This is a genomic window from Nocardiopsis sp. CNZ308 (assembly GCF_004217075.1).
In genome coordinates this window covers 1,723,840-1,745,845 of record NZ_SHKJ01000001.1, presented here as the reverse complement: position 1 = coordinate 1,745,845, position 22,006 = coordinate 1,723,840, and the positions used below count along the sequence as shown (strand labels likewise).

Below are 22,006 nucleotides of genomic sequence, written 5' to 3'. Positions count from 1 at the left end.
GGACCAGGGCCGGGGGCGCCCGCCCCCGGCGCCGCACGACGCCGAGGGGGAACGCCATGAGCGTGGCGAGCCGGATGCTGGAGACCTATCCCAAGGACCTGGGCGGGGTGGACCGCGAGAGGCTGCGGGCCTGCATCGAGGCGTGCTTCGAGTGCGCCCAGGCCTGTACCGCCTGCGCGGACGCCTGTCTGAGCGAGGACGGAATCGCCGACCTCGTCAAGTGCGTCCGCACCGACCTCGACTGCGCCGACCAGTGCGAGACCACCGGCCGGGTGCTCTCGCGTCACACCGGTTACGACGCCAACCTGACCCGCGCGGTCCTGGAGGCCTGCGCGCAGGCCTGCAAGACGTGCGCCGACGAGTGCGAACAGCACGCCTCGACGCACGACCACTGCCGGGTGTGCGCGGAGGCGTGCCGACGCTGCGAGCGGGCGTGCCGCGAGCTGATCGACACGCTCTGACCGACCCTGCCCGGAAGGCGGTTCCGGACCGTCCGGACGGCGGGCCGGGCCGCCCGTGGGGGGCGCGTCGCGGCCTTCGGGGCAGGGCGCGCCGCCGGGGTCGCCGCGGCTCTTGCGCTCACCGGCGGCTCTGGGCCCGGTACTGCTCGACGAGTTCCTCGTGGTCGTCCGGATCGGCCTCCACCAGATGGGGGGTGCGTTCCAGCTCCGCTCCGATCCGCGCCGCGATCGCCTCCGCCCCGGCCCGGGTGGCGTAGAGGCCCGCGACGACGGTGTGGCCGGTCCCCACGGGGTCGTCCTGCTCCTCTTCCGTGCGCGGACCCAGGTTCCAGGGCACCTCGCACGGACCCGTGTGCGCCGGGTCGGGGCACAGGAGCCGCGCCACCGGCTCCTGGAGCGCGAGCACCTCGTCGAGGCTGTCGTATCCGGGCACCAGGACCTCGAAGACGCGCGGTCCGTCCACCATGTGCCACCCCCCTGTGGTCGAGCCCTCGACGGTACGCGCCGCGGTCCTCGGCCGCACGCGGATTTCCGGCAGGGGCCCCGGAACCGCCCGGCTCAGGCGTCCGCGACCTCCGGCAGGGCGGAGCCGAGCAGCTCGACCGCGCGGCGGGGGTCGGAGAAGCCCTGGCCGTACACGTAGGCGACCGAGAACCCGGTCGCGGCCAGCTCCAGCAGCTGCCGGACCAGCGCGTCCCGCGTGGTGCCGGGGGTGACGGAGAGGGTCGTGGTCCTCTCGATCCGGTCGTAGTCGCGTCCCAGGTCCTCGCAGTGCCGCCGCAGCACGTCGAGCTTGTGCGCCGCGTTCGGGCCGCCGAAGACGTTGCACGCGTCCGCGTACCGGGCGACCAGGCGCAGGGTCTTGCGCTCACCGCCGCCGCCGACCATCAGGTACGGGTGCGGGGTGGAGATGTTCTGCGGCGAGTTGAGGGTGCGCTCCAGCGTGTGGTGCCTGCCCCGGTAGGGGCCCTCGTCCCCGCCCCACATCTGGAGGCAGATCTGGATCGTCTCCTCCAGGCGCTCGAACCGCTCCTTCGTGGACGGGAACGGGATGCCCAGGCCGTGCGCCTCGTCGGCGTACCAGGCGGCCCCCAGGCCCAGCCCGGCGCGGCCGCCCGACAGCGCGTCCAGGGTGCTGATCTGTTTGGCCAGCACACCCGGTTCGCGGTACACGGTCCCGGTGACCAGGGTGTGCAGGAGGACCCGCTCGGTGTGCGCGGCCAGGAAGCCCAGGGTGGTGTACGCCTCCAGCATGGCGTTCTCCCGGGGGCCGATGTCCCCGCCCATCTGCCAGAAGTGGTCCATCACCGTGAGCCGCGAGACCCCCGCGGCCTCGGCGGCGCGGGCGGTGTCGGCGAGCGTGGGGCCGATGGCGGCCGTGCCGCCGTCCCAGGTGAAGTCGGCGACGTGCATACCGAGTTCCATGTGTCCTCCTCGACGCGTGCCCGGAGGGTCCCGGACGGGGCCAGTCTGCTGCCTGTACCCCGTGCGTGCGGGTGTGTGACACGGTCCGGAGGCGGGGTGTCCGGGATCGGCGCCGGGGCGCGTGGTGTCTGGGGTGAGTGGGCGGATCCGGGTGTGCGTGGTGCCCGGGGTAAGTGTGTGGCGCCGGGGCGCGTGGTGTTCGGGTCGTGCGGTCAGCGCCGGACGCCCAGGGTGTGGCGCAGGACGGCCTCGATCTCGCCCACGGTGGGGGTGTCCCCTCCCAGCAGCACGCGCGCGCACAATCCGTCCGACACCGAGGGGAAGGCCTCCACCGCGACCGGATCGTCGGTGTGGCGCAGGGCGATCTCGGTGAGGGTCTTTCTCCAGCGCAGGGCCATGGGGCGCAGCGCGGGGCGGCGCGCGGCGAGCAGGGTCAGCTCCCGCTCGGCCAGGGCGCGGCGGCGGTCGGGCCCGGCGGCCTCGGCGATGAGCTGGGCCAGGGTCGCGAGGTCGTCGCCGTCGGCGTCCATGACCCGGCGCAGCTGGGCGATGTAGGAGTCCGAGGCCACGGTCAGGGCGGCCACGAGCAGGTCGTCCAGGGTGGCGAAGTAGTAGGCCACCGAACTCGCGGGCACCCCGGCCTCCCCGGCGACCGTCCGGTGGGTGGCCCCGGGAACCCCGTCGCGTTCGATGACGCGCAGGGCCGCGGCGATGATCGCCTCCCGCTTGCGTTCGCCCCGGGCGCGACGTCCGTCGACCTGCGCGCCGGTCGTTCGCGTCATCTCCGCCTCCAGGGCCGCGTGGTGCTCGGCTCGCTGGAGTCTAGCAGCGTGCGCTTTCGGCGGGCGGGTCAGCGACAGCCCTCAGGCCGCGCCGAGCTGCAACAACACCACCCCGAGGGTCGCGAGCCCGATGCCCGCGGACTGGGTGCGCGTCAGCCGGTCGCCGAGGAGGACGACGCCCAACAGCGCGACGGAGACGACGCCCGCCGCGGCCCAGACGGCGTAGGCGACCCCGAGGTCGAGCCCTTCGAGGAGCGCCAGCGAGAACAGGTAGTAGGCGCCGAGGACCGAGGCGACCGTCAGCACCGTCGGCAGGGGCCGGGTGAACCCGTCGGAGTAGCGCGTGGCGAGGGCTCCGACCACCTCCAGAGCCACGGTCCCGGCGAGGAGGGCGTAGGCGAGCAGCATGTTTCCTCCCAGATGTGTCGCGTCGGAGCAGAGCCTCACACAAAACGAACGATAGTTCAACTAGTTTTGATGCAAGCGATCATTGATCCAGCTCAGTTCTCTGAGATATAAGTTGAACTATCGTTCATCTAGATTCGGGGCGCATGGGTCCCGTGATGGGGGTACGCCATGGCCTGGTTCTTCCTGGTCGCGACCGTCGTGACCGAGGTACTCGGGGCGTTCGCGACCCGCGCCTCGGACGGCTTCACCGCCCCGGCCCCCACGGTGCTGGCGGTCGTCAGCGTGATGGCGGCCTACTACCTCTTCTCCCTCGCACTGCGGCACGGGATGCCCGTCGGGGTGGCCTACGGCCTGTGGACGGCGCTGGGCGTGGCCGCCGTGGCGGCCTTGGGCGTCGCCCTGCTCGGGGAGGCGCTCACCTGGCCCCGGGTGGGCGGTCTGCTGCTGGTGACCGTCGGCACGGCGTTCCTCCAGATGGGCGGGCGGGAGGAGGGGGAGCGGGCCACCGCGGGGCCGACCCCCGGACCCGGGGAGTGACCGGGGGCGGCGCGTCCTAGGATGGCCCGCATGCGTCCTCTCCAACGCCCCGGAACCCTCCGGTGAGGGTCTCCTCGGTCGTCTCCTTCGTCGTCTTCGTGGCCGTGTTCGTCCTCTCGCGCCAGGCCTCGCGCCGCTTCCTGGCCGAGACGGCCGAGCTCTCCGGCTTCGTGCTCGAAGCCGCCTCGTTCGCGGCCTCGCTGGCACTGGCCGGGCTGGCCTCCGGCGCGGTCCTGTACACGGCGCGCCTCTTCCAGCGCGACTGAGGCCCGGTCGGCGCCGGGAGGGGACATCACGCGCCGAGTGCCCGCGGATAACGGGAAAGTCCCAGTACACGGCGGTGACGACCGTACGGGAGGGGCGGAACCTAGACTTTCCCGTGTGGGAGCGGAGAGGGCGCACGGGCACGTGCGCGGTGCGGCGGACAGCCCCTGTGACGTGCACCGGGACGCACGCGGCACGGCCGTGAGGACGCCCGGTGCGCACGGGGGCCTCCTCCACGCGCTCGGCGACCATCCCCGGGACCGGGATCGCGCCGCCGTCCCATCCGGCGCCCGCACCCGGCTGGAGCACCCGTGACCGGCTCCGACCGAGGACACCGCCGCGGCGTTCCGCCGGGGACCCCGGACGGCCCGGCCGGACCGCGGGACCCGTCCGGCGTCCGCGTCACGCGGAGGCTGCGCCTGGACCCCATCGGCCCCGAGCACGCCCGCGAGCTGTGGCGGCTGCACCGGGACCCCGGCGTCGCCCGCTGGTACGGCGGCAGGTGGACGCGGGGAGAGGCCTGGGAGAGCGCCCTGCACATGGAACGCGCCTGGGAGACCGACGGCGTCCACAAGTGGATCGCGCACGACCGGTGGACCGGCGAACTGGTGGGGCGCGGCGGCCTGTCCCGCGCCGTGGTGGACTCCCTGTGGTGCCTGGAGGTCGGCTGGGCGATCCGCGAGTGCTTCTGGGGGCTCGGCTACGCCAGCGAGATCGGCCGCGCGGGGCTGGAGTTCGCCTTCGACCACCTCGGCGCGGACGAGGTGGTCTCCTTCACCGAGGTGCACAACCTCCGTTCCCGCGCGGTCATGGAACGGCTCGGTTTCGGCTACGCGCGCGAGATCCGCCACGGGGGAGAGCCCTTCGCGCTCTACCTGATCAGACGCCCCTGAGACGGCGGGTGCGCGAGGCGCAGGCCCACGGGCCGTCGGCGCGGGACGGCCGAACCGCGCCGGGGAGTGGTCGGCGCGGGTGGGATGGGTCACGCGGAGCCCGGGCCGGTCGGACGGAGCGGGCCGTGTGCCCGGCGGTACGGGCGTTTCGGTCCGCGCGGAGGCGGTTCACCGCGCCGTAAAAACGTTGCCCGGGCCCGACCTGCGGCGTTAGCGTCCCCCTCATGAGAGCTTTGACTGAGCGGGACATCCGCACGTCGTTCGTGAACTGCTCGAAGGGGGAGGCACAGCGGCTCTCGCTGCCGCGCGACCTGGACCGGCGTCCGTGGGAGGACCTGGACTTCCTCGGCTGGCGCGACCACACCGCGCACGAACGCGCCTACCTGGTCACCGAGCGCGGCGACCGGCTCGTGGGCGTGGCCTTCCGGCTGTCGAACGCCCGCGTCGGGCTGCGCCGGAGCGTGTGCTCGGTGTGCCTGACCACCCACCCCGGGCGGGGCGTGGCCCTGCTGGCCGCGCCCAAGGCCAGGCGCGCCGGTCAGGACGGCAGCACGGTGGGGCTGTACATGTGCACGGACTTCGCCTGCTCGCTGTACATCCGCGGGAAGAAGCAGCCGGAGCCGGGCGGCCGGTTCGAGGAGTCCCTCACCGTGGACGAGCAGATCGCCCGCGCCTCGACCAACCTGGGCGGCTTCCTGGACCGATTGTCGGCCTGATCCGCGTGTAGGACCCGGACACCACGGCGGCGGGCGCCACGCCCGCCGCCGTCCTGTGTGCCCGCCGTGCCGTGGGCCGGCGCCGGGTTCGGCCCCGGAAACCGGGGCGCCCGTGCTGTCCCGCCGGCCCTGACCACCCCGTCCGTCCCGGTCGCTCCCGGGGGCCGAGGGGCGGGCCGTCCCGCACGGCCGGAGGCCCGGGGCGTCCCCGGTGGTCCGGTCAGCTCCTCCGGCTCCCCCTCGACCCGGCGTGCTTCCCCCGCGACTTGTCCGTTCCGGGTGACCCGACCGCCCCTCCGGTGCCCCTCAGTCCACCGGGTGCCGGGGCTCCACCACCGTCTCCGGCCCGGGGTAGACGAGCCGTTCCTCTCCGTCGGGGAACCGCACCACGTACGGCGGCCCGTCGTCGGCGCCGCGTACCTCCACGATCTCCCCGACGTGCTGACCCTCGGTGCTCACGACCCCGTGCGTACGCACGTAGTCGCCGATGGACGCCCGCATGACCTCTCCCCCCGTTCGATCGGTTGGCCGTCACCCACGGGACCTACCCGAAACGCCGGTCCGGCGAAACGGCCCCCGGCGAAACGGCCCCCGGCGGCGCCGGGTAGGCACAAGTGCGTATCCGGTCCCTGACGAACCACAGATGCGGGGCCGGGGCCCCTCTTCCTAGCGTGGTGCACCACGAGAGCGGAAGAGAGGGGAAACCGTGCTCACGGTGCGCGAACTGACCAAACGCTACGGGGGGAGGACGGCGGTGGACGGACTCACCTTCACCGTCGAATCCGGGCGGGTGACGGGCTTCCTGGGGCCCAACGGCGCGGGGAAGTCCACGACCATGCGGATGATGCTGGGCCTGGCCCGGCCCACGTCGGGAGAGGCGCTGGTCGACGGCCGGGAGTACGGGCGGCTGGACCGGCCGACACGGCGGGTCGGCGCCCTGCTGTCGCCGGACGCTGCCCACCCCGGGCGCAGCGCCCGCGCCCACCTGACCGCGAAGGCCGCGGGCGGCGGTATCCCGAGGAGCCGGGTGGACGAGGTGCTGGAGGAGGTCGGCCTGACCGGCGTCGCCCGCCAGCGGGTCCACGGCTACTCCCTGGGCATGCGCCAGCGGTTGGGCGTCGCGGACGCGCTGCTGGGGGACCCGGGAGTGCTGCTGTTCGACGAGCCGGTGAACGGGCTCGACCTGGACGGCGTTCGGTGGATGCGCGACCTGACGCGGAGGCTCGCCGACGAGGGGCGCACCGTGTTCGTCTCCAGCCACCTCATGAGCGAGATGGAGATGGTCGCCGACCACCTGGTCGTGGTGGGGCGGGGGCGGCTGATCGCGGACGCGCCGATCTCCGACGTGATCGCGGCCTGGTCGCGCACGCACGTGCTGGTGTACAGCCCGGACGCCGCGAAGCTGCGGGAGCGGCTGGAGCGGTTGGGGCCCCCGGTGCGGGTCGAGGCCGCGGAGGACACCTGGGACGACAGGGGTGTTCGGGGTGTCGGAGCGGCCGGTGACGCCCGTGACGGCGGTGACGCCCGAGGCACCGGCCTGAGGGTGTTCGGGCTCGGCGCGGCGGAGGTCGGCGACCACGCGCACGCCGCGGGAGCGCGGGTCCACGGGCTCCGGTTGGAGGAGGCCTCGCTGGAGGAGGCCTATCTGGAACTGACCGGGGACGCCGTCGAGTACGGAGCCCGCTCCGGGCCCGCTGCCTCCGGCCGGGAAGCCCCGGGGAGCGCGGCGCCCGCGTCCGGGCCCGCGCAGGGGGACACGGGACCCGCCGCCGGGAACCCGGCGCCTCCCGGGAGCACCGCGGAACCGGCCGGGCGACTGCGCCGCATGGGACGCAGGAGGTCCCGGTGATCCGGTGGCAGGAGGAGGGGGCGCGAGCCCGAAGCGGGAGCGGGAACGGAACGGACGACAGGGGTGAGGAGAGCATGTCGGGTGTGTCGAAGGTGCCGGGTGCCACGGGTGTGAGGGAAGACCTCGGTAGCCCGGGAAACCCGGGGTGGGCGGCGGGGTCGGCGAAGGCGGCGGGGGCGCGGACCGACCGCTCCGGGGGCCGCCCCCGGACGGACCTGCTCCGGGAGATCGCCGCCGAGTGGATCCGGCAGTCGTCCCTGCGGTCCACGTGGTGGGCGTTCGGCGCCGCGCTGGCGGGCATGGCCGTGTTCGCCGCGCTCATGGGCTACACCGAGTGGACCCGGATCATGGAGAACCCGGACGAGGCGGACGGCGCCGCGTTCATGCGGCTCACCTCGCAGGGGCACTTCTACCTGGTGCAGATCGCCGTGCTGGTGATGGCGGCGCTGGCCGCGACCGGGGAGTTCGGCAACCGCAGCGTCACCAGCACGCTGCTGTGGCGGCCCGCCCGGGGGACCGTGCTGGTCGCGCGCACGCTGGTGTCCGCCGGACTGGCCTTCGCGGCGGGCGTGCTCGCCACGGTGACGGCGGTCGCGGTGCTGAGCGTGTTCGTCGGCCGGTACGCCTCCGCCGACGTCGCCGAGACCCTGGCGACGTCGCTGAACGCGGGCGTGTGCATGGCGCTGTTCGCGGTGCTGTTCGTCGGGATCGGCACGGCGACGCGGAGCATGCCGGGCACGTTCATCGTGGGGTTCCTGCTGCTCATGGGGCTGCCGATGGTCATGCAGCTCTCCCAGGTGCAGATGATCAGCGACTTCGCGGCGCTCATGCCGGGAACGGCCGGGATCGAGTTCTACGCGGGCGGCGACGTGGGCTTCTACACGGCTCCGCACGACGGGCCGGTGAACATCGCCGCGGTCGTGGGCTGGGCCCTGGCAGCGCAGATCGTGGCCCACACCGAGCTGCGCGTGCGCGACGTTTGACATCCTCTTCCGCCTGAAGGCGGGAGTATCCAGCCAACGGAATCCGTCCGCCGCTGGTGGTCTACGCTTCACAGCCCGCCTGACGGCGAGGGCTCCACGTCCTGGCACCCGCAATGTCCTGGGGCGCTTGTTGCTTGATCAGGTGCTCGATGTTGCGCGCGGCGTTGGTGTCGGCGTGCGCGGCATACCGCACTCGGGTGCCTTGCACACGAACCGGTCCCGCGACTTCCGGCTGCCCTCGGTGATGGCCTGGCACCGCGAGCAGCGCCGCGAGGTGTAGGGGGCGGGCACCCGCACCAGGTGCCCGTCCCTGTCGGCGAGCTTGTACTCCAGCAGGGTGACGGTGCGTCCCCACGCCTCACCCGCGATCGCACGGTTCAACCCACGCTTTTGCGCCACGTCGGTGCCCGGGGCGTCCACGCTTCCCCGAGCTGAGCGGACCATGCTGGTGATGTGCAGGTCCTCGACCCCCACCACACCGAACTCCTCGGCCAGGCCGTGTCGAGCGGCCCACCGGCGTTCGTCGGGGTCCATCGGGGCCACCGCCCTGCGGGCGACGGCCCCGGGAGAGGGGGACCGGCGGGTCACCGGCCGTGGTCGACGAACTCCAACGCGGGCAGGTCCGGCGAGGGGCCGTCCAGGATCGGGTCACGCTCGCCGCGCAGGTGGGCGTCGAAGAAGGCCGTGACGTAGGCGCGCTGCGCCCGGACGGAGTCCTCGGGGTCGACGGTGCCGATCGACCCCTCCAGCAGGTCGGGCCAGGCGCGGTTGCCCGGCTGGAGGGCCTCGTCGACGCCGGGCAGGACCCACTGGTGGTCGGTGTAGCTGAAGTGCTCGCCCTCGGCCATGTACAGCTCCAGGACGTCGGCCGAGGAGGCGTCCACGAAGGTCCGGAAACCGGCGCTGTACCCGCTGTGGTGCGGTTCGAGCTCGACCCCGGCCCTCCCCGCCGTCAGGAGCGCGAAGGGGCGGTCGGCGCCCCGCAGGTTGGCCTCCGACCACACCTCATCGCCGACGTGGTAGCCGATGGTGCCGTCCAGGTCCAGCCCCGCGTCGACGCGCTCGTCCTCCAGCATCACCTCGGCGGCGGTGAGCCCTCCTGCGGAGTGGCCGAACATGCCCACCGCGTCCAGGTCCAGCGCCTCGCCCAGGCCCGCGGGAGGCTCATGGCCGCCCGCGTCGGGGCTGTGGCCCTCGGCGAGCGCGGTCAGTCCGTCCAGGACCAGGCGGGTGTCCGCGCGCCGGACCGCGAGGGCCTCCTTGAGGGCCTCGGTGCTGAAGGAGGGGGCGCTCGTGCGCAGTACCCGGCCGTCGGGCATGTCCACGGCGAGCGTCTCGTAGGGGTGGTCCATGGCGGCCACCACGTACCCGTGGGAGGCGAGTTCCTCCAGGTGCAGGGTGTTGAGGAACCGGGACTGCTCCATCCCCGGGGAGTAGAGGACCACGGGGAACGGGCCCGTGTCGGCGGCCGGAACGTCCTGGAGGGCGTTGACCCGGAAGGCGTCGAAGTCGACGCTGTCGCGGTGGAGTCCTCCCTGCTCCAGCTCGCTCTTGAGGACCCCGGCGACGGAGGGCGTGACGTAGGGAGCGGGTTCGCCGGTGCCGGTGCCCTCCCCGGAGCCGGGGTCCCCGGAGGAGGCGTCGTCCTCCCCGTCGGCGCCGGTGCCGTCCCCGGCCGGGTACCAGACGCTGACCATGACGTCCCGTGCGGTGGCCTCCTCCACCCAGGGGTGGCCGCGGTCGGGGTCGACCAGGTGCAGCTCGGTCCGGCCGACGGCGTGCGGGCCGGTGGGTTCGGGCGGGGTGAGGACCACGCTCCCGGAGTCGGTGGCCGCGTTGAGGGCGGCGGGAACGGAGAAGGCCGCGGCGAGGACGAGGGCGGCCGAACCGTAGGCGGCCGCGCGCTTGGCGCGGACGGAGTTGGCGGTGTTCATGCCAGCCATGCTCCGGGCCGGGGCACCGCGCGCACATCTCCTGGACGGCAGCGGCCGGGTAGGCACAAAGGGGTAGGAAGGGCGGTGGGAGCGGCGCGTGGGGGCGTAGGGGCGTGGGGAACGGGGTGAGGGCACGCCGACGGAGAGAGCCCTGGGGACCCCCCGATTCCATCGAACCGCAGCGAAGGCCCCCGCCGCCAGCCCCGAACCCTGCCTGTGGACGACCTGCGGACCCGCGCCCATGGACCCGGGCCCCGGGCCGAGTGGCACCCGCGGACAGCTGTTGCCCGTGGACGGCCCCTCGTCCAGCGCTCCGGGACCGGATCGGGAGCGGACCGGGCCGGGAGCGGACCGGGCCGGGAGCGGACCGCGGCCTCAGGCCGGTCCGGCTCAGACCAGCCCGGCCTCGTAGGCCACGACGGCGGCCTGCACCCGGTTGCGCACGTCGAGCCGGGTGAGGATCGACCCCACGTGCACCTTGACCGTGCCCGGGGCGATGGCCAGGCGGCGGGCGATCTCGTCGTTGGAGCACCCCTGGCCGACCAGCGCCAGCACCCCGCGTTCGCGTTCGGTGAGCCGCCCGACGCGTTCGCGCGCCGCCGACGCGCGGGACAGCCGCCCCCCGGAGGCGTCCAGTTCGTCGATCACCCGGCGCGCCACCTCCGGCGACAGGTACGCCCCGCCCTCCGCGACCGCGCGCAGCCCCTCCACCAGCTGCCGGGGGTCCCCGCTCTTGAGCACGAACCCGCTGGCGCCCCCGGACAGGGCCCGCGCGATGTAGGCGTCCTCGGAGAACGTGGTGAGGATGACGACCGCCGTCCCCGGGTGCTCCCGGGTGATGACCTCCGTCGCGGCCAGGCCGTCCGTTCCGGGCATCTGCACGTCCAGCAGCGCGATGTCGGGACGGTGCTCGGCGACCAGTGCCACGGCGGCGGCGCCGTCCCCGGCCTCGCCCACCACCTCGATCCCCGGCGCCGCCGACAGGATCGCGCGCAGTCCGGCGCGCATCATGGCCTCGTCGTCGGCGAGGACGAGGCGCAGCACCCCGGCGCCGTCTGTCGCGTTCACGCCGACACCCTACTGGGGCGCCCGGTCATTCGGTCCGGTGGAGCTCGTCCTTGGCGACCAGGACACCGTCCTCGAAGCACAGCCGGTACACCGGCGGCAGCCCGTTCTCGTACCGGGACAGGTAGAAGAGGCAGCGGGTACCCGGCGGCGCGGGCGGTTCGGAGGCCCGGGCCGACACCGAGTGCTCGGGGTAGGAGAACCGGGGGAGCACCTCCTCCACCCGCTCCCGGTCGTCCCCCACGGTCAACCGCCCGTACCGCTCCGGAGACAGCACGGTGTTGACGCCCACCCAGGACAGCAGGCCCAGACCGACCGCGGCCAGGCCCAGCCCCAGCGCGGCCGGAACGGCGACCGCGGCCACCAGCCGACGCCGCGCGCGGTCGCGGGCCTCGCTGTGGGCGCGGTGCGTCTCCGACTCCCCGGGGTCCTCCGCACCGCCCTCGGCGCCGGGGTCGGGCACGGTCGCCCGGACGGCGAACCCCGCGCCCTCCTCCCCGCCCGCGGCGAAGCTCCCGCCGAGCTCCTCCACCAGCGCACGCAGCCCGGCCAGGCCGGACCCGCCCCCGCTCCGCGCGGGCAGGACCGTCCGCACGGCCCCGGGCGGTCCGGTGTCGCTGACCGACACCCGGGTCCGGTCGGCCTCGCGGACCACCCGCACGGTCACCTCCGCCTCCGGCGCGTACTTGGCCGCGTTGGTCAGCGCCTCCTGGACCACCCGGTGCACGACGCCGCCGCCCGGGGCGGCGGGGTCCGGGTCGGGGCCCTCCCGCAGCAGCCGGACCCGCATACCGGCGTCCGAGGCGCGCTGCACCAGGGCCGCCACCGACTCGCCCGCGTCCGGTTCGCTCGTGCCCGGTTCGCCCGCGTCCGGTACTCCCGTGTTCGTTGTGCCCGCGTCGCATCCGCCCGCGTTCCATCCGCCCGGGCCCGGACCGATCGCGCCCGGTCCGGAAACGGCTTCGCCGGGGTCGTCGCCACCGTCACCGTCACCGCTCTCGCGCAGCACACCGATGATCTCCCGCAGCCGCAGGTTGGCCTCGTGCGCCGCCGTGCGCAGCTCACCGGCGGCCCGGCTCTGCTCGGAGTCCTCCCGGGCGGTCATCTCCAGGGCCGCCGCGCGCACCGCGATCAGCGCGAGGTCGTGGCCGAGGGAGTCGTGCATCCGGGTCGCGATCCGGGCGCGCTCCCGCAGGCGGGCGCGGTCGGCCTCGGCCGCGCGGGTCCGCTCCATGCGTTCGGCGATCTCCCAGCCGCCCCGCCACACCCGGCGGCGCAGGCGCTGGTAGCGGCCGAACAGCCACGGGGTGAGCGTGCTCAGCGCGATGGTGAGGACGACGCCCAGCCAGTCCACGGAGTCGGACAGGAACGCCCGGACGCCGGTGCCGGACACCAGCCCCGCCGACAGGTGCAGGACGAGGGTGAACGAGCACGCCACGACCACCATCGCCACCACCGGGCGCACACGTTCCGAACGCAGGCCGGTGAGCAGCGCCAGCACCGCCACGGCCAGCCAGGGCGTGAACACGGAGGTCTCCATCGTCAGGAGGGCCGAGGCGGACGTCTGTAGGACGGCTCCGGCGAGCACGACGCCCAGGGAGACGGACGGCAGGGGACGGGACAGGAGCGCCGCGACGGCCAGGGCGAGCAGCAGGAGGCACGTTTCGAGGACCGGGGGCCGGTCGCGGGCCCCGGAGAGCTCGACCACGATCAGCGCGCCCAGCAGGGCCCACAGCACGGCCTCGAAGGCCGGACGGGTCCACCCGCGCGGTTCTTTCCGGATCTCCCGCATGGCCACAGGCTAGTCAGCGCTCCCATCGGTGTCCTCGCCGACAGTGCCGCCAGCACTTTCCCCGGCGTGCCTCCGCAGCCGCGCCGAACCTTCTCCTCGCGCGGAGTGTCGGAGGCACATGGGATGAAGTCCTCACCATCCCCGGTTCCCACCGTCCCCGATCCCCAGGAGAGAGCCCGTGCCATCTGGATTCCACAGCCCCGGACGCCCCGAGGACCTGCCGCGCCCCGAGGTGCTCCGGACGCTCGGAGCGTTGAGGATCGCGCTGTCCACCGGCTTCGGCCCCGTCTGGACGGAGGGGCACCGGGTCGAGGACGACGGTGTCCTGCTCCTCCAGGACGGTGACGGCAACTGGTGGCGGATGGCCCGTGTCGAGGGCGGCCGGTACCTGATCATCGGCTGGGACCGGGCCGGGAGGACCGACAGTGCTTTTGGGCCCCCGGTCAATCCGTACGCGGACGCCCCGGAGTGGCTCCCCTGGGAGTGGATCTCCCGACTGGAGAGCGGCGTCCCCATCGGCTTCGTGTACTGGTGGGAGGACGGGACGTGGGCGCGCTCGACCTACCACGACCAGGTGGACGAGGACGGTTTGGGGATGCGCCTGTCCGCCTTCGTCGGCCCGGAGGAGGCCACCCACCACCTCCTGGCCTTCGTCAACGAGGTGGTGTCGGTGACCGGGGGCCCGCGTCCCGACGAGGGTGACGACCCCTTCGACGACCTGGGGGAGCGGCTCTACACCCGGGTGAAGCACACCGTCGAGGGAGGAACGGTCGACTTCGGCTTCCTGGACCCGATGCCCTTCGACACCGCCGCGGCCACCGGCGTCCTCCGCGCCGCCGGGATCTCCGGGGACGGCCGCCCCGTCGCGCCGCTTCCCGCTGGGACGGAGAAGCCGGCCGAACGCGGCCGGACCCGCGTGCTCAGCGACCAGGAGTGGTCGGTCCTAGTGGAGTCCGTTATGCGGACGGCCGCGGAGAGGCCGCGGCCCGTACCCGGGGAGACCGGACCGCTGCGCGAGCTGGGCGACTTCCTGCGCGGCCTGGCCGCCGAGCACGGAGGCGAAGTGGTCTACACGATCACCGGTGGGAACAGCCAGAGCCAGTCCACGCTGGTGGACGCCGAGGGCAACCGGATCCAGGAGGAGCCTCGCGGCCACCGCGACTACGAGCTGCGCCGGGTCGAAGGCCACCCCGAGCACGGCATGTGGTTCTTCCTGCGCGCCCGGGCGACCCCCGACGCGGTGGAGGTCGACCGGGCCTACGACCACCGGCCGGAGTGGTCGACGGAGTCCGCCCTCGGCGTCGGTGTGTGGGTGGGGGACGTCGCCGCGGAGATGGCCGGCCGTACCCCCGAGTGGCGCCCGGAGTGGGTGTGGCTGCTGGACGAGGAGACCGCCTACGACCCGCCCGCCGACCCGTTCGTCCGTCCGGCCTGACCGGTCGGACTGTGTCCGATCGGTCGGTCCGTGCCTGGTCAGTCTGTGCCTGACCGGTTGGTCCGTACCTGGCCAGCCTGTGTCCGATCGGTCCGTGCCCGGTCGGTCCGAGGCCCCGGGCACGGCACGCGTTCCACCCCGGCCGGAGGTTGTGCACAGGTACGGAACGGGGCTGGCGGAGTGAGGGCCGATCGCGGTTTGCTGGAAAACGGGGGGTCCCCCGAGCCCGCCCACCTCGACGTGCCCGCACACCGTCTCACCCCACGCCCTGCCCGCGGACGCGGGGACCGCCCCCGAAAAAACGGGGCGGTCCCCGCGCTCCTCCCGGAGCCCGCTCGCTCCTCCCGGAGCCCGCGCTCCTTCCAGAGCCCGCGCTCCTTCCAGAGCCCGCTCACTCCCCCCGGAACACCGGGGCCATCGCCGCCTCGAAGCGGTCCACCCACTCCCCGGCGTCGCCCTCCACCCACGGGCAGTCGCTGACGAAGTCGTCCCACTCCTCGGAGTCGAGGCTGCCCTCCTCGCGTAGGAAGCGCTCGTCCACGGTCTCGGCCCGGTCACCCAGTTCGGGGCGCAGCACGCCGACGAGCAGTTCGCGCGAGGGCCGCGCGCTCTCGGCCAGCAGGACCGCGTCGTAGAGGTCCTTGCCCTGCGGGTAGGTGTCCGTGTACAGCCACAGCACCTTCCAGGCCAGGGACAGCTCCGCCCCGGCCGCCAGCACGTCCGCCCCCGCCACCGACACCGCCACCGGCGGCTCGGGCAGCGACTCGTTGAACACCACGTCGATCTGCACGGTGCCCGGGGGCAGGCCCTCGGCCCGCCACGGGACGACCACGCGGCGGCCCGGCGCCCGCTCGTAGGTCCAGATGCTCTCCAGCCGCACGCCCCCGGCGTCGAAGGAGATCCCCCGCGCGGACGCCCCCGTGACGGCTTCCACCACGTCCGCGAACATGCGGTCGGCCGGGTCCCCGAACGGGGCGGTCTCGGCCGGGAGCACCACGAAGTCCAGGTCCCGGGGGCGCCGGGCGGCGTCCCCCACCCACACCGGCATGAGCATGCTGCCGCGCAGCATGAGGCCGTCCCGCCACGGTGTGCCCGCGATCGCGCGCAGGGCCAGCTCCATAGCCAGCCGGTTGGCCCCCCACCAGCGGGAGCCCAGGCCGGGATCGGTGAACACCGGCTCACCCGCCCGGTAGGCGTCGTCCAGGTGCTTGAGCGCGGGGTCGAACACCTTGCCATGACTCGCCTCGGGGCCGTCGGTGTTGGGCACGTAGGTGCCGGGCGGGCGCTGTCGGTAGCTGTCCGGCGCGTACACGCTCGGCGGAACCTCGTCGGCGTCGCGGACCGGGGCGGCGTCCATCCACCCCGCGTCCACGGACAGGGCGGTGTCGTGGACGACGAACTCCCGCTCGACCGACAGGACCCTGGGCTGCCACCCCTTCTTGTCCTCGAAGGTCATCCCGGCCCTCTCCAGGGACTTCAACAGCGCGTGTTCGAACCGGTCGGCCTCCTCGTGGCCCACACGTGAGCACCGCTGGGTGACGAACCGCTCCTGGAAGCCGTCGTCGCGCACCCTGCGCGCGTTGCGTGACGTCCGGGCGCGGTGGGGTTCCACGATCGCGGACAGGGCCGCCAGGTCGGCCGACGCGGGGAGCAGGAGCTTGACGTGCGTCTCGAAGTAGCACGACTCCGGCAGCCGTCCGGCCTCCTCCCGGTCCCGGGGGACCCCGGCGGCCCGGCGGGACACCTCCACCTTGGTGCGGGTGACCGCGAACCCGGCTTCGGCCAGCAGGGCCGCCCACCGCTTCGCAACCGCGAGTTCCCGCGCCAGGGTGCTCCCGTCGGAGTGGTAGGTGACCATCGGCTGTGACGGGGACTCGCCCCGGTCCAGCTCGATGTGGGTGAACTTGAGCCCGTGCTCGCGCGCCCACTCCGCCGCCTCCGCGACGAGCCCGGGGGCGGTCGCGTCGAGGGTCAGGTGGGTCTCGAAGTCACCGGAGAACTCCATCGGGGGCCTTCTTCTGTCTCGGGGGCCTTCCGCCCCGGGGGTACCTCGCCCATGGGACGTATGGGGCGCCCGTCCGGTTCGGGACCCGGACGTCAGCGCGGCCCGAGGCCCTCGAAGAGCACCCCGACCATGTCCGCGAGCTTGGCGTCGATCTCCTCGGGGGAGGACGTGGCCGTGAGCGCGACCAGGCCGTGCATCGCGGCGGACACGGTCATCGTGACGGCCTCCGGGGTGCCGCCCGCGATCTCCCCGGCGGCCTGGGCGTCGAGGATGGGGCGCATCACCCGTTCGAGCAGCCGCCCCACGGCGGCGTACAGCTGCTCGGAGACGTCGGGGTCGTGCTTGCGCGCGTACATGAGGTCGAGCAGCGCGGCGTGCTCCACCGCGAACCCCACGTAGGCCCTGGCCAGGGCGAGAACACGGAGCCGCGCGTCGCCCGCCTCGGGTTCGGCCGCCTCCAACCGTTCGGTCAGGCGCTCGAAGCCGCTGAGCGCGAGCGCGTCCAGCAGCGCCTGCTTGTCCCGGAAGTGGCGACCCGGCGCGGCGTGGCTGACCCCCGACTCGCGGGCGATCTCGCGCAGGGACAGCGCGGCCTGCCCCCGTTCGGCCAGGGCGCGCTCGGCGTTGGCGAGCAGGACGGCGCGCAGGTCTCCGTGGTGGTAGGGGCGGTCGGCCATGGAGACCAGGATAGACCGACGCCCCCGTGGTCCTCGTGTCCGCCATGGACAGCCCGGGGACGGCCCGGGGCGCCGGGGACAGCCCGGGGTGTTGTGGTCGCCGTGGTGTCCGCGGCTGCTGTGAGTGCTGCGGACGGCCCAGGGGTGTCACGGTCTCCGCGGTCACCATGGACAGCCCGGGTGCGCTCGCCTACCGTGGCGCAATGGACACCACAGCGGTCAGCATCCCCGACCTGAGCGGCCGTACGGCGGTCGTCACCGGAGCCAACAGCGGCCTGGGCATCGAGACCACGCGCGTCCTGGCCCGTGCGGGCGCGCGCGTCGTGATGGCCGTGCGCGACGTGGCCAAGGGGCGCGCCGAGGCCGCCGGAGTGTGGGGCGACACCGAGGTACGCCACCTGGACCTGGCGGACCTGGCGTCCGTGCGCGCCTTCGCCGAGGCCTGGAGCGGCGACCTCCACCTGCTCATCAACAACGCGGGCGTCATGGCGGTCGCCAAGGGCGTGACCAAGGACGGGTTCGAGACGCAGTTCGGCGTCAACCACCTCGGCCACTTCGCCCTGACCAACCTGCTCCTGGAACACGTCACGGGACGGGTGGTCACCCTCTCCTCCGGAATGCACCGCATGGCCCGGGGCATCGACTTCGACGACGTCAACCTGGACCGCGGCTACACGCCCTACCGGGCCTACAACCAGTCCAAGCTCGCCAACCTGCTGTTCACGCTGGAGCTCCAGCGCCGCCTGGAGGCGGTGGGCTCCCCCGTGCTCTCCACCGCCGCCCACCCCGGCTACGCCGCCACCAACCTCCAGAGCCACGGGGTCAACCCGGTCTCCAGGGCGGCCCTCATGCTCGGCAACAGGGTCTTCGCCCAGAGCGCCGCCAACGGCGCCCTCCCCACGATCTTCGCCGCCACCCAGGACGTGCCCGGCGCGGCCTTCGCCGGCCCCAAGGCCATGGGTGGCACGCGCGGCGCCCCCGCCCTGTCCAGCCGGAGCGAGGCCGCCTGGGACGGCCGCGCCGCCAAGCGCCTGTGGGCGCTGTCGGAGGAGATGACCGGGGTGAGCTTTCCGCTGCGGTCGTCCGACCCGGTCTGACCGGCGGTGGTGCGCGGGTGCCCCGGGCCAGCGCGCCGGGCGCCCAGGTTCGGCGTGACGGCCGCGACGGATGGTTTTGACGGGACTGCTGGAACGGAGGCGCCTGACAGACCTGAGGGGAGTGCTGGGACGGACGCGCTGGGCGCGCTGAGCGGGTCTGACGGGACGGGTGTGCCGGGTCGTCCGGGAACGGTCCTGTTCCTGGCGCCGCGTCGGGCTCCCACCGCGACGCCAGGAGCAGGACCGGCGCGGGTGGAACCCCGTGGTCTCCACCCGCGCCGATTCCGGACGGCTCCGTCTAGGGGTTGAGGACCAGTTCGTCCGTGGCGGCCGCGCGCACGGCCTCCTCGGTGACCGCGAACGGCAGGGTCTCACCCCGGCTCCACGGCTCCAGCTGGTCGTCGTAGTTGGGGTGGAAGGCGTGTCCGGAGTTGCCGGTCAGGTGGACCCAGGTCGACGCGTCGCGGTCGGCCAGGTCCACCACCATCCGCATCGACGGCACCGCCGTGATCGCGTACCCCGCGGTCGGGTCCCAGCCCGTGGCGTTGACGATGCTGGCCCCGCCCGAGCTCTCCACCGGGCCCCGGTTGAACAGCCACTCGACCGGACCGATGCCCGACGTTCCGAACGACTCGTGGGTCGCGGTCAGGGTGTGCAGGTCCCCCCAGCGCCAGTCGGCGGGGTCCTCTCCCAGCAGCTCGGTCAGCTCCTGGGCGGCGGCGTCCATCGCCGCGGCCAGCACCTCCTCGCGCCCGCTGGCCTCGGCGCCCCGCCACCAGTCCGAATCGGGGTCCTCCAGCAGCTGCCCCACCACGTACATCCCGCGCGAGCTGCCGCTCATGGTCAGCGGCTCCAGCTCGTCGAACAGCAGCGGCAGCAGGTGACGCCAGGTGGCCTGGTAGAACGCGGCCCCGGCGGAGTCGGTTCCGGTGAACAGGTCCCACTCCCGCAGCTGTTCCCGGGCCTGGGCCGTGACCCCGTCGACGTCCGCCTCCAACAGGTGCGGCACGACCTCGACCGCGCCGCCGTGGAAGGAGTCCATGTGGATGCGCGACATGTCCTCACCGGTTACCGGCCCCTCGCCGATCGCCTCGGTGAGCAGGTCGTTGATCCGCTGGGACCGGTACCCGTAGTCCCAGTCACCGGTGAGCATGTGCTCGTAGTCGGCGTCCACGACCGACTGGTTGGCGGTGACGATGACGCCCGACTCGGGGTTGTACACGCTCGGCAGCTCCTCGAAGGGGAGGTACTCCTCCCAGTCGTAGGCGGAGTCCCAGCCGGGCGCCGGGTAGCGGCCGTCGCCCTCGCCGCGCACCGGCACCAGGCCGGGGGCCTGGTAGCCGATGTTCCCCTCCCCGTCCGCGTAGACGAGGTTCTGCGCGGGGGCCTCGAACCGGCTGGCCGCCTCACGGAAGTCGTTCCAGTCGCGGGCCCGGTTCAGAGCGAAGATCGAGTCCGCGGTCGTGCCCGGCTGGAGCGCGGTCCACCGCAGGGCGACGGCGTACTCGCCCTCCTCCGCGCCCTCCAGCTCCGGTTCCTCCGCCAGCGCCTCCAGGTTCGCGCCCGCGGCGGTGTCGGACAGCAGCGGCCCATGGTGGGTGGAGCGCACGACGATGTCGACGTCCTCGCCGCCCGCGACCCGGACGGTCTCCTCACGGGTCTCCAGCGGCCTGGTCCGGCCGTCGACCACGTAGCCGTCGCCCTCGATCCGTTCCACGTACAGGTCCATGACGTCGGGGTTGAGGTTGGTGAACCCCCACGCGATCGACTCGTTCTGCCCGATGATCACACCGGGCAGGCCGGAGAAGCTGAAGCCGCTGACGTCGTAGGGGCACGCCTCGGTGAGCTCGGTGCAGTGCAGGCCGATCTGGTACCAGGTGGAGGGCATCGACGCGCCCAGGTGGGGGTCGTTGGCGAGGAGGGGCAGCCCGCTCTCGGTGTGCTCGCCTCCGACCACCCACGAGTTGGACCCCAGGTCGGGGCTGGTGCTGGGGCCGAGCATCGAGGGCAGTGACGCCGCGGCGGCGGCCACCTCGGTCAGCGCGGGGACGACCTCCCCCGGCAGCTCGGGGGCGCGCCGCTCGTCCGCCTCCCGCAGGTCCGCCTCGTCGGAGGCCCCGGACTCCCCGTCGGCCCCGGCCTGACCGTGCTCGTCGGTGTCGGTGATGGGCAGGTGCTCCTCGTGGGGGTAGGCCGGGTACAGCACCTCGATCTGCTCGCGGGTCATCCCGGCGTCGAGCAGCTGGGCGCGCTCGGTCTCCTCCGTCATGTTGCCGCCCAGGTCCCAGGCCATGGCCTTGAGCCAGGCGAGGCTGTCGGCCGGCGTCCACTCCTCGATCTCGTGGCCGCCGTTGAGCACGGAGAGCAGCCCGTACTCCAGGCTGGCCTCGGTGCCGTCGTTCTCGGCCAGCCAGGCGTTGACCCCGGCCGCGTAGGAGTCGAGGTGCGCCCGCGTCTCCGGGGCGAGCAGCTCGTACTCCTGCTCGGCCACGTGCCGCCAGCCCATGGTGCGCAGGTAGACGTCGGTTGTCACCTGGTCGGGGCCGAACAGTTCGGCGGTGCGCCCGGCCGTGACGTGGCGGCGGAAGTCCATCTCCCAGAAGCGGTCCTGGGCGTGCGTGAAGCCCTGCGCCATGAACAGGTCGTGGGTGTTGTCCGCGTAGACGTGGGGGACGCCGTGCTCGTCGCGCAGCACGGTGACGGAGGACTCCAGCCCCGGGAGCGTGAGTTCTCCGGAGGTCTCCGGGAACGACCTCCGGACGGTCCATATCCCCAGGAGCGCGCCGACCAGGGCCAGCACCACGACCGCGGCGAGGAAGCCCAGAAGTACGCGAACAAGGACACGCTTACGCATTACACCCATGGCGGAACCCTAGAGTGTCCGTGGTCACAGTCTCCAGAGCCGGGGCGCCGCACGGGTCCAATTGTTACCGACTGGTAGGTGACGGGGAGCCGAACGGTGGCTGGCGCGAACCACCTGGTCAGAAGCGGACAGTCGCCCGGTTGGATCCGTGCTGTCCGCAACCGGTCGCGCCCGCCGCGCGGCACCGGGCGGCGTCCGTCAAGGACACCGCACGTCCGTCCACGCCGGAGCGGATGCGGATGGCGGCCGGATCGGCGGGAGCCCCGGCGCCCGTCCCGGGTTCAGGAACCCAGGACCTCGGCCAGGCGCTCGGCCGCGATCCCGGGTTCGCGGTGTTCGAGGAGTGCAACGGCGGCCACGACCGGTCCAACCTGGCCGGACCGTGCTCCGGGTCGCCTCCGTGCCAAGCCTTCGTCAACACTCCGTCCCGCTCGCGGTGACACGAGGCGGTGTCCTGGAAGCCGGACGTCCCGTCTGGCAGCCTCGAACGCGCCGTCGATGCTCTGGGGGGAAACGCGATGGACATGCCCGTGGTGAACTCGTGCCAGGTGGACGCCTGCGCCTACAACACCGACCACTCCTGTCACGCACTGGCCATCACCGTGGGGAACTCCTCCCACGCCCAGTGCGACACCTTCTTCGACGCCGGTGACCAAGGTGGCGATCCCGTCGCCACGGGCCAGGTCGGCGCCTGCAAGATGTCGAACTGCGAGCACAACGTCCAGCTGGAGTGCCAGGCCCCGGCCATCTCCGTCGGGTACGTGCACCGGCAGGCCGACTGCCTCACCTACGCGCCCGCCTGAGCGGCACCGCGCACCGG

General features: G+C 73.5%; 22 protein-coding genes. 10 read left to right on the top strand and 12 right to left on the bottom strand.

The annotated features are described in order from the left end of the window. The first annotated feature begins 56 nt into the window (after nucleotides 1–56). Nucleotides 57–461: a four-helix bundle copper-binding protein gene (locus tag EV372_RS07495; RefSeq protein WP_130395403.1), complete on the top strand. Its 405-nt coding sequence runs from the start codon at nucleotides 57–59 to the stop codon at nucleotides 459–461. Between the two features lie 118 nt (nucleotides 462–579). Here the strand turns inward: EV372_RS07495 and EV372_RS07490 are convergent, their stop codons facing one another. The 4 genes from EV372_RS07490 to EV372_RS07475 form a co-directional block, all read right to left on the bottom strand. Further along, nucleotides 580–927 carry a hypothetical protein gene (locus EV372_RS07490; RefSeq protein ID WP_130395402.1) on the bottom strand — a complete coding sequence of 116 codons (348 nt, stop codon included), beginning with the start codon at nucleotides 925–927 and terminating at the stop codon, nucleotides 580–582. Between the two features lie 92 nt (nucleotides 928–1,019). Then, the gene (locus tag EV372_RS07485; RefSeq protein ID WP_130395401.1) at nucleotides 1,020–1,886 is read right to left on the bottom strand and encodes a TIGR03560 family F420-dependent LLM class oxidoreductase; all 867 of its coding nucleotides are present in this window, start codon (nucleotides 1,884–1,886) and stop codon (nucleotides 1,020–1,022) included. A 212-nt stretch (nucleotides 1,887–2,098) separates the two neighbouring features. After that, nucleotides 2,099–2,668, bottom strand: coding sequence for a TetR/AcrR family transcriptional regulator (locus tag EV372_RS07480; RefSeq protein ID WP_130395400.1), 570 nt, complete (start codon nucleotides 2,666–2,668; stop codon nucleotides 2,099–2,101). An 81-nt stretch (nucleotides 2,669–2,749) separates the two neighbouring features. Continuing rightward, entirely contained in the window at nucleotides 2,750–3,076 is a 327-nt protein-coding gene (locus EV372_RS07475) for a DMT family transporter (RefSeq protein ID WP_130395399.1), read from the bottom strand. 168 nt (nucleotides 3,077–3,244) lie between these two features. Between EV372_RS07475 and EV372_RS07470 the strand changes: the two genes are divergently transcribed. From EV372_RS07470 to EV372_RS07455, 4 genes are all read left to right on the top strand, one after another. Further along, nucleotides 3,245–3,613, top strand: a complete 369-nt coding sequence (locus EV372_RS07470) for a DMT family transporter (protein ID WP_130395398.1) — start codon at nucleotides 3,245–3,247, stop codon at nucleotides 3,611–3,613. 62 nt (nucleotides 3,614–3,675) lie between these two features. Next, nucleotides 3,676–3,879, top strand: a complete 204-nt coding sequence (locus EV372_RS07465) for a hypothetical protein (RefSeq protein WP_130395397.1) — start codon at nucleotides 3,676–3,678, stop codon at nucleotides 3,877–3,879. Between the two features lie 309 nt (nucleotides 3,880–4,188). Continuing rightward, nucleotides 4,189–4,770 (top strand): GNAT family N-acetyltransferase, encoded by a 582-nt coding sequence (locus EV372_RS07460; RefSeq protein ID WP_130395396.1) that lies wholly within the window; start codon nucleotides 4,189–4,191, stop codon nucleotides 4,768–4,770. A gap of 224 nt (nucleotides 4,771–4,994) precedes the next feature. After that, the gene (locus EV372_RS07455; protein ID WP_013155255.1) at nucleotides 4,995–5,486 is read left to right on the top strand and encodes an FBP domain-containing protein; all 492 of its coding nucleotides are present in this window, start codon (nucleotides 4,995–4,997) and stop codon (nucleotides 5,484–5,486) included. 306 nt (nucleotides 5,487–5,792) lie between these two features. Here EV372_RS07455 and EV372_RS07450 read toward each other — a convergent pair whose 3' ends face one another. Further along, nucleotides 5,793–5,987 (bottom strand): DUF1918 domain-containing protein, encoded by a 195-nt coding sequence (locus EV372_RS07450; protein WP_013155254.1) that lies wholly within the window; start codon nucleotides 5,985–5,987, stop codon nucleotides 5,793–5,795. A 205-nt stretch (nucleotides 5,988–6,192) separates the two neighbouring features. Between EV372_RS07450 and EV372_RS07445 the strand changes: the two genes are divergently transcribed. Together EV372_RS07445 and EV372_RS07440 are read left to right on the top strand one after the other, a co-directional pair. Further along, nucleotides 6,193–7,335, top strand: a complete 1,143-nt coding sequence (locus EV372_RS07445) for an ABC transporter ATP-binding protein (RefSeq protein WP_130395395.1) — start codon at nucleotides 6,193–6,195, stop codon at nucleotides 7,333–7,335. Nucleotides 7,336–7,409: 74 nt separating this feature from the next. Continuing rightward, nucleotides 7,410–8,318 carry an ABC transporter permease gene (locus EV372_RS07440; protein WP_130395394.1) on the top strand — a complete coding sequence of 303 codons (909 nt, stop codon included), beginning with the start codon at nucleotides 7,410–7,412 and terminating at the stop codon, nucleotides 8,316–8,318. A 138-nt stretch (nucleotides 8,319–8,456) separates the two neighbouring features. On the opposite strand, the gene EV372_RS07435 is transcribed toward EV372_RS07440, so the two are convergent. The 4 genes from EV372_RS07435 to EV372_RS07420 all read right to left on the bottom strand — a co-directional run bounded on the left by EV372_RS07435 (nucleotide 8,457) and on the right by EV372_RS07420 (nucleotide 13,109). After that, complete coding sequence (locus tag EV372_RS07435; protein ID WP_486484106.1) at nucleotides 8,457–8,852, bottom strand: zinc ribbon domain-containing protein; 396 nt, start codon at nucleotides 8,850–8,852, stop codon at nucleotides 8,457–8,459. Between the two features lie 50 nt (nucleotides 8,853–8,902). Then, entirely contained in the window at nucleotides 8,903–10,252 is a 1,350-nt protein-coding gene (locus tag EV372_RS07430) for an alpha/beta hydrolase (RefSeq protein WP_130395393.1), read from the bottom strand. A gap of 390 nt (nucleotides 10,253–10,642) precedes the next feature. After that, nucleotides 10,643–11,296 (bottom strand): response regulator transcription factor, encoded by a 654-nt coding sequence (locus EV372_RS07425; protein WP_130398808.1) that lies wholly within the window; start codon nucleotides 11,294–11,296, stop codon nucleotides 10,643–10,645. 49 nt (nucleotides 11,297–11,345) lie between these two features. Next, the gene (locus EV372_RS07420; RefSeq protein ID WP_130395392.1) at nucleotides 11,346–13,109 is read right to left on the bottom strand and encodes an ATP-binding protein; all 1,764 of its coding nucleotides are present in this window, start codon (nucleotides 13,107–13,109) and stop codon (nucleotides 11,346–11,348) included. A gap of 178 nt (nucleotides 13,110–13,287) precedes the next feature. On the opposite strand from EV372_RS07420, the gene EV372_RS07415 reads away from it, so the two are divergent. Beyond that, entirely contained in the window at nucleotides 13,288–14,544 is a 1,257-nt protein-coding gene (locus tag EV372_RS07415; RefSeq protein WP_130395391.1) for a hypothetical protein, read from the top strand. 391 nt (nucleotides 14,545–14,935) lie between these two features. Here EV372_RS07415 and EV372_RS07410 read toward each other — a convergent pair whose 3' ends face one another. Next, a complete protein-coding gene (locus EV372_RS07410) occupies nucleotides 14,936–16,549 on the bottom strand; it encodes a nucleotidyl transferase AbiEii/AbiGii toxin family protein (protein WP_130395390.1) in 1,614 nt (537 codons plus the stop codon). Between the two features lie 92 nt (nucleotides 16,550–16,641). Continuing rightward, nucleotides 16,642–17,226, bottom strand: a complete 585-nt coding sequence (locus EV372_RS07405; protein ID WP_130395389.1) for a TetR/AcrR family transcriptional regulator — start codon at nucleotides 17,224–17,226, stop codon at nucleotides 16,642–16,644. 203 nt (nucleotides 17,227–17,429) lie between these two features. Here EV372_RS07405 and EV372_RS07400 point away from each other — a divergent pair, with 203 nt between their 5' ends. Next, nucleotides 17,430–18,323 (top strand): oxidoreductase, encoded by an 894-nt coding sequence (locus tag EV372_RS07400; RefSeq protein WP_130395388.1) that lies wholly within the window; start codon nucleotides 17,430–17,432, stop codon nucleotides 18,321–18,323. A 298-nt stretch (nucleotides 18,324–18,621) separates the two neighbouring features. Here the strand turns inward: EV372_RS07400 and EV372_RS07395 are convergent, their stop codons facing one another. Further along, entirely contained in the window at nucleotides 18,622–21,177 is a 2,556-nt protein-coding gene (locus EV372_RS07395; RefSeq protein ID WP_197044373.1) for a penicillin acylase family protein, read from the bottom strand. Nucleotides 21,178–21,704: 527 nt separating this feature from the next. Between EV372_RS07395 and EV372_RS07385 the strand changes: the two genes are divergently transcribed. After that, nucleotides 21,705–21,989 (top strand): DUF1540 domain-containing protein, encoded by a 285-nt coding sequence (locus EV372_RS07385; RefSeq protein ID WP_130395386.1) that lies wholly within the window; start codon nucleotides 21,705–21,707, stop codon nucleotides 21,987–21,989. Nucleotides 21,990–22,006 lie beyond the last annotated feature (17 nt).

Bases quoted from the DNA above. Each gene is read 5' to 3' on its own strand.
- EV372_RS07495 (WP_130395403.1), top strand. From the start codon at position 57: ATGAGCGTGGCGAGCCGGATGCTGGAGACCTATCCCAAGGACCTGGGC.
- EV372_RS07490 (WP_130395402.1), bottom strand. From the start codon at position 927: ATGGTGGACGGACCGCGCGTCTTCGAGGTCCTGGTGCCCGGATACGAC.
- EV372_RS07485 (WP_130395401.1), bottom strand. From the start codon at position 1,886: ATGGAACTCGGTATGCACGTCGCCGACTTCACCTGGGACGGCGGCACG.
- EV372_RS07480 (WP_130395400.1), bottom strand. From the start codon at position 2,668: ATGACGCGAACGACCGGCGCGCAGGTCGACGGACGTCGCGCCCGGGGC.
- EV372_RS07475 (WP_130395399.1), bottom strand. From the start codon at position 3,076: ATGCTGCTCGCCTACGCCCTCCTCGCCGGGACCGTGGCTCTGGAGGTG.
- EV372_RS07470 (WP_130395398.1), top strand. From the start codon at position 3,245: ATGGCCTGGTTCTTCCTGGTCGCGACCGTCGTGACCGAGGTACTCGGG.
- EV372_RS07455 (WP_013155255.1), top strand. From the start codon at position 4,995: ATGAGAGCTTTGACTGAGCGGGACATCCGCACGTCGTTCGTGAACTGC.
- EV372_RS07450 (WP_013155254.1), bottom strand. From the start codon at position 5,987: ATGCGGGCGTCCATCGGCGACTACGTGCGTACGCACGGGGTCGTGAGC.
- EV372_RS07440 (WP_130395394.1), top strand. From the start codon at position 7,410: ATGTCGGGTGTGTCGAAGGTGCCGGGTGCCACGGGTGTGAGGGAAGAC.
- EV372_RS07435 (WP_486484106.1), bottom strand. From the start codon at position 8,852: ATGGACCCCGACGAACGCCGGTGGGCCGCTCGACACGGCCTGGCCGAG.
- EV372_RS07430 (WP_130395393.1), bottom strand. From the start codon at position 10,252: ATGAACACCGCCAACTCCGTCCGCGCCAAGCGCGCGGCCGCCTACGGT.
- EV372_RS07420 (WP_130395392.1), bottom strand. From the start codon at position 13,109: ATGCGGGAGATCCGGAAAGAACCGCGCGGGTGGACCCGTCCGGCCTTC.
- EV372_RS07410 (WP_130395390.1), bottom strand. From the start codon at position 16,549: ATGGAGTTCTCCGGTGACTTCGAGACCCACCTGACCCTCGACGCGACC.
- EV372_RS07405 (WP_130395389.1), bottom strand. From the start codon at position 17,226: ATGGCCGACCGCCCCTACCACCACGGAGACCTGCGCGCCGTCCTGCTC.
- EV372_RS07400 (WP_130395388.1), top strand. From the start codon at position 17,430: ATGGACACCACAGCGGTCAGCATCCCCGACCTGAGCGGCCGTACGGCG.
- EV372_RS07395 (WP_197044373.1), bottom strand. From the start codon at position 21,177: ATGCGTAAGCGTGTCCTTGTTCGCGTACTTCTGGGCTTCCTCGCCGCG.
- EV372_RS07385 (WP_130395386.1), top strand. From the start codon at position 21,705: ATGGACATGCCCGTGGTGAACTCGTGCCAGGTGGACGCCTGCGCCTAC.